Annotated in this window: 6 protein-coding genes; all 6 read left to right on the top strand. The window is 66.8% G+C overall.

From position 1 onward, the window contains the following. Positions 1-320 precede the first annotated feature (320 nt). The 6 genes from EO174_RS20105 (at position 321) to EO174_RS20075 (ending at position 5365) form a co-directional block, all read left to right on the top strand. The gene (locus tag EO174_RS20105) at positions 321-1496 is read left to right on the top strand and encodes an acetyl-CoA C-acyltransferase (protein ID WP_104650539.1); all 1176 of its coding nucleotides are present in this window, start codon (positions 321-323) and stop codon (positions 1494-1496) included. A gap of 122 nt (positions 1497-1618) precedes the next feature. Further along, a complete protein-coding gene (locus tag EO174_RS20100; protein ID WP_104585815.1) occupies positions 1619-1960 on the top strand; it encodes a hypothetical protein in 342 nt (113 codons plus the stop codon). 239 nt (positions 1961-2199) lie between these two features. Further along, the gene (locus EO174_RS20090) at positions 2200-2526 is read left to right on the top strand and encodes a hypothetical protein (protein ID WP_104585817.1); all 327 of its coding nucleotides are present in this window, start codon (positions 2200-2202) and stop codon (positions 2524-2526) included. 116 nt (positions 2527-2642) lie between these two features. Continuing rightward, positions 2643-4352, top strand: a complete 1710-nt coding sequence (locus EO174_RS20085; RefSeq protein WP_126946959.1) for a diguanylate cyclase — start codon at positions 2643-2645, stop codon at positions 4350-4352. Between the two features lie 96 nt (positions 4353-4448). Beyond that, complete coding sequence (locus tag EO174_RS20080; RefSeq protein ID WP_126946956.1) at positions 4449-5003, top strand: polymer-forming cytoskeletal protein; 555 nt, start codon at positions 4449-4451, stop codon at positions 5001-5003. After that, positions 5000-5365: a hypothetical protein gene (locus EO174_RS20075; protein WP_119128983.1), complete on the top strand. Its 366-nt coding sequence runs from the start codon at positions 5000-5002 to the stop codon at positions 5363-5365. The genes EO174_RS20080 and EO174_RS20075 overlap by 4 nt, the downstream gene beginning before the upstream one ends. The last annotated feature ends 22 nt before the right edge of the window (positions 5366-5387 follow it).

Raw genomic sequence — 5387 nt, 5'->3', positions numbered from 1 at the left:
CAGGTGGCGAGGTCGGTGGCGGTGCCGTCGGCGTGCTCGGCCGGATACCACCGCCCCCGCCACCGCCGCCACACGCGGTCAATGCCACGGCCAACGCCGAGGCCAGGACAGTCCTGGCGACGTCTCTCTTCTGCATTTGGATGTTCTCCCCGAACCCATTCCATGGATAGGGCCCAGTCCCGGGCCCGAACGCCGTCTTTATACTGCATCCTCACACCCCTGTCGCAACTGAGTGCGTAGCGCATGGCGCCGCATCGGCACGTGCTGGCGCGAACCGGGCGCGAGGCAGATAATCGTTTCACTTTCAACGGTATCTCCTCATGTCCGACATCGTCATCGTTGCTGCCAAACGCACTGCCATCGGCTCGTTCCTTGGTCAATTCAACGGTGTGCCGGCGCCGACACTCGCCGCCGCCGCGATCGAAGGTGCGCTGGCGCAGTCCGGCGTCGCGCCGGCCGACATCTCAGAAGTCATCGTCGGCTGCGTCCTGCCGGCCAACCTGGGCCAGGCACCGGCACGGCAGGCGGCGATTGCCGCAGGCATCCCCACCTCGACCGGCGCCACCACCATCAACAAGGTGTGCGGCTCGGGCATGAAGGCGATCATGTTCGGCCACGACCTGATCAAGGCCGGTTCGGCCAGCATCGTGGTCGCCGGCGGCATGGAGTCGATGAGCAACGCGCCGCATCTGCTGCCCAACTCGCGCACCGGCAACCGCTACGGCAACTTCCAGGCGGTCGACCACATGGCCTGGGACGGCCTGACCAATCCCTACGACGGCCAGGCGATGGGCGTGTTCGGCGAGGCCACCGCCGAGAAGTTCGGTTTCAGCCGTGCCGATCAGGATGCGTTTGCGATCGCCTCGGTCGAACGCGCGCAGGCGGCGCAGCGCAGCGGCGCGTTCGCCGATGAAATCGTTCCGGTCACGGTGGCCACGCGCAAGGGCGAGGTGGTCGTCGACAGCGACGAGCAACCCGGCAAATCCGACATCGCCAAGATTCCGACCCTGAAGCCGGCCTTCAAGAAGGACGGCAGTGTCACCGCCGCCAGTTCGTCGAGCATCTCCGATGGCGCGGCGATCACCGTGCTGATGCGCGCAGACGAGGCGCAACGGCGTGGCATCGCGCCATTGGCACGCATCGTGGGGCATGTCACCCACTCACAGGAACCTGAGTGGTTCACCACCGCCCCGGTCGCTGCGATCCAGACCTTGATCGGCAAAATCGGCTGGCAACTGGACGAAGTGGATCTGTTCGAAATCAACGAAGCATTCGCGGTGGTGGCGATGACGCCGATCGCCGAGCTGGGCATTTCGCACGACAAGGTCAACGTCAACGGCGGTGCCTGCGCATTGGGGCATCCGATCGGCGCATCCGGCGCCCGCCTGGTGGTGACATTGGTGAATGCGTTGCGCACGCGCGGTGGCAAGCGCGGAATCGCGACCTTGTGCATCGGCGGCGGCGAGGCGACTGCCATCGCTATCGAATTGATTTAATTGTTTTTAACGGCGATTTTGCAAAACTGAATGCGCGTACGCTTGACACTGGTCTTTGGACCGTCATCATGTCGGGGGCGCGCAATAGCGCGTTGCCTAATCTAACGACGAGGATTGAAACAATGACCATTAACAAGCTGCTGATCGCAATGGCTCTGGGCCTGGCCCTGACCGCTTGCTCGAAGCCGGAACAGGCTCAGGACGCTGCTGCTTCGGCTAACGAAGCCGCTGCCGACGCTCAGACCGCTGCTGACCAGGCTTCTGCCTCGGGCTCGCAGTCGGCTGACGCCGCTCAGGCTGCTGCCAACACTGCCGCTGCTTCGGCTGACACCGCTGCTGACGCTGCTCAGGCTGCTTCCGGCGCCGCCACCGACGCTGCTGCTGACCAGGCTGCCGACGCTGCCAAGACGGCTGAAGACACCGCCGAAGCTGCTAAGGACACCGCCGAAGAAGCCAAGAAGTAATCACTTCTTAGCTCCAAGCGAGTTCGGAGAAAGCCGCTGGTTTCCAGCGGCTTTTTCTTTGCCTGCGATTTGCCGTGAGCGGGTTGCGTCGCTGTCCAAACCGTCGAACGCGCGCCATGTCGCGGCGTGGATGGCGCATGCCGCCTACCGGCTGAATGGCCGGCAGCGCATTGACGCCGGCTGCATCGGTGGGTGCATAAGCTCCGCCTTCCAACACCGGAACAGGAACAGGACCACCCATGAAGACGATCCGCATGCTGTCGTTGAGCGCCATTGCCGCTTTCACTCTCGCCGCTTGCCAGGGCCCTGACGCCGAGCAGGCCCAACGCGATGCCGCCTCCGCTGCCAAGCACGCGGCGGCTGCGACCGAACAGGCTGCCGATCGCGCAGCCGTGCAGGCCAAGGCCGCCACCGCCGATGCACGCGTGGCAGCACGTGAACTGGCCGCCGATGCGAGCCGCGCAACCGCCAACGCCGCAGATGCCACCGCCGACAAGACCCGCGAGATGGCCAACAAGGCCGAGCAGAACGCCGACAAGCACGACGCCGAACATCCGCAGCACTGATCGACCGTGTGACCGTCTCAACAGTTTGCAGATGTGCCGGCCAGATTACGCCGGCGCATCTGCGTCCTGCCAACGGCAACCTCGTGTTGTCCAGTCTGGCGGGCTAGCATCCGTTCATGCCCTTCTCTTTCACTGCGCGCCGCCGCAACCAGTTGGCGCTGGCGTTTTCCGCCCTGATCTTCATCGCCATCGGTGTCGGCATCTTTGTCGGTGCCCGCCGCTCACTGGCCGACGCGGCACTGGTCTCGCATACGCATGAAGTGATCGGCCGGGTCGACGAGATCCAGGCGCGTGTGCTGGACGCCGAATCGGCGCAGCGCGGCTTTCTGCTGACCGGCAACGATGCCTATCTGCTCGACTATCAGACCAGCGTCGAGCGCCTGCCGATCCTGCTCGACAACCTGCGTCGCCTGATTGCCGACAACCCCGACCAGGTGCAGCACCTGGACAGCTTGCGGCGACTGGTGGAAACGCGACTGCAGCAGATCCAGCATGTCCTGGACGTGTACGCACAGGACGGCCTGGAGCCGGCGCGTGCCGGCATCCGCCAGACCGCCTTCCGCACCACCAGCGCGATCCGCGAGCAAGCGCTGACCATGGTGCAACGCGAGCAGGAACTGTTGACGCAACGCGCCGAAAGCAGCCGGCAGAGTGCGGCCTTGTTGCTGGTGCTGGCACTGGCCGGCATCCCGTTCGGGCTGGCGGTGGTCGGCCTTGTCTATGCCCTGCTGATGCGCGAGCTGCGGCATCGCTCGCAGGCCGAGAAAGAGGCGGCGCAGGCCAATCGCGAGTTGGCCGACAGCGTCGTGGCGCTGCAACGCAGTACCGCCGATCTGAATCTGCTCAGCCGCTACACCGGCCTGCTGCAGGGCTGCATCAGCGCGGAAGAGGCGCTGGTGGTGACCAGCCGCACCCTGGCCAGCCTGCTGCCGGGCGTTGCCGGCAGCGTCTATCTGCTGCGTGCCTCGCAGGATCGCGCCGAGGCGATCAGCCACTGGGGCGAGCCGCTGGTGCACAGCGCGCCGCATCTGTTGCCTGAAGAGTGCTGGGCGCTGCGCCGCGGTCAACCGCACATCATCGAAGACCTGGCACGGGATGCACCATGTGCGCATATCGGCGCGCCCGAGCACGGCAGCGCCGTCACCACCGCATGCCTGCCGATGTCTGCGCAAGGCACCCAGCTCGGCTTCCTGTTCCTGTCTTCGCCGGGCCCGGGGCCGATGCCGCGGCTGGAAATCGCCGAGGCGGCCGCCGAACAGCTGTCGTTGGCGCTGAGCAACCTGCGCCTGCGCGAATCGCTGCGCCGGCAGTCGATTCGCGACCCGCTGACCGGGTTGTACAACCGCCGCTATCTGGAAGAATCGCTCAGCCACGAGCTGGCGCGCTGCGCACGCCGCAGCCTGCCGTTGTCGGTGCTGATGCTGGACGTGGACCACTTCAAGCAATTCAACGACAGCCAGGGCCACGCCGGCGGCGACCTGTTGCTGGCGGCGCTGGGCGAGTTGCTGCTGACCCGGTTGCGCGCCGAAGACGTGGCCTGCCGCTATGGCGGCGAAGAATTCACGGTCATTCTTCCCGAGGCCGACGGCGCCGAGGCAGCGCGTGTGGCCGAGGCCATTCGCGGCCATATCGCGGCGCTGGCAGTCAGCGACGGCCAGCGCGCGTTGCCGCGGGTGACGGCCTCGATCGGCGTGGCCAGCTTCCCGGTCGATGGCGAACTGGGAGCCAGCCTGCTCCGGAAGGCCGATGCGGCCTTGTACGTGGCCAAGCGCGGCGGCCGTAACCGGGTCGAGCGGCACGGCGCGGCCAGGCCCGCAGTGGACTGAGCACGCGCGCCATCGACCTTGGTTTGCGCAATCCGTCACACAAAAGATCGGTCCGCGCGGCGATAGTCGGCTTTGATCCCCTGGCGAGGCAGTCCGATGTCGATGTGGCGCGATCAAGGTCCCAACAAGAAAGACGGCGTTCCCTCAGCAGCTGAGGTCCCCGCGGCCGATGGGCGGCTGTTCACTGCCGAGGCCAGCCCGGCGCCGCCGGTCCCTGCCCCCGCGCCCAGTGCCGCGCCCGCAGCGCCTGCACCGCAGCGCCACGGCGAGGCCAAGGAGTCGCTGATCGCCGCCGACATCAGCATCGAAGGCAAGATCGAGGGCGCCGGGCACGTACGCCTGGCTGGCCGCTTCAAGGGCGATGTCAACGTCAAGGGCGATCTCACCATCGAGCGTGGCGCCAAGCTCAACGGCGGCGTCCGTGCCAACAAGGTGATCATCGCCGGCGAGCTGGAGGGCAATATCGAATCGGCCGCGCAGGTGGAACTGCAGACCTCCGGCGTGCTGGTCGGCGACGTCAAGGCCGGCAGCCTGACCGTGGCCTCGGGTGCGCGCATGCGCGGCCAGGCCGATTTCGGCTGGGGCGAGGACACCGGCAAAGCGGTCGGGACGGCCAAGCCGGTTGTCAGCGGAGACAGCGACGCCACATGACCGCGCTCCGCCCGGGCACGCCCGGTGCCACGCGCAGCTGCCCGCATTGCAAGGCGACGATCCTGGAAAGCGCCAGCGTCTGCCCTGCGTGCAAGCACCACCTGCGCTTCGACTCGGCGGCGGTGCAGCACGCACAGCCGGCCCCGATCGTGCCGCTCAAGGTGGACGGCACCATCCGCCATCCCGCCGATGGCGATCCGTGGGAATACACCGTGGTGGTGGTGGTGCGTAACGGCAAGGGCGAGGAGATCAGGCGCCAGGTCGTGGACGTGGGCGCGATGCAGGGTGGCGAAGAGCGCGGCTTTACGCTGGCGGTGGAGGCGACCGCCGTGCGCGCGCCTGGACGGCGGGTGCGGCATTAGGGGTTGGGGCGGGGATTGGGGA

This window comes from Xanthomonas sp. BRIP62418 (genome assembly GCF_003993495.1).
GTDB classification, from domain to species: domain Bacteria; phylum Pseudomonadota; class Gammaproteobacteria; order Xanthomonadales; family Xanthomonadaceae; genus Xanthomonas; species Xanthomonas euroxanthea.
The sequence above is the reverse complement of the archived record's forward strand: the minus strand, read 5'-3'. Positions and strand labels throughout refer to the sequence as shown.

Coding starts and splice junctions, on each gene's coding strand:
- EO174_RS20075 (WP_119128983.1), top strand. CDS start 5,000: ATGACCGCGCTCCGCCCGGGCACGCCCGGTGCCACGCGCAGCTGCCCG.
- EO174_RS20080 (WP_126946956.1), top strand. CDS start 4,449: ATGTCGATGTGGCGCGATCAAGGTCCCAACAAGAAAGACGGCGTTCCC.
- EO174_RS20090 (WP_104585817.1), top strand. CDS start 2,200: ATGAAGACGATCCGCATGCTGTCGTTGAGCGCCATTGCCGCTTTCACT.
- EO174_RS20085 (WP_126946959.1), top strand. CDS start 2,643: ATGCCCTTCTCTTTCACTGCGCGCCGCCGCAACCAGTTGGCGCTGGCG.
- EO174_RS20100 (WP_104585815.1), top strand. CDS start 1,619: ATGACCATTAACAAGCTGCTGATCGCAATGGCTCTGGGCCTGGCCCTG.
- EO174_RS20105 (WP_104650539.1), top strand. CDS start 321: ATGTCCGACATCGTCATCGTTGCTGCCAAACGCACTGCCATCGGCTCG.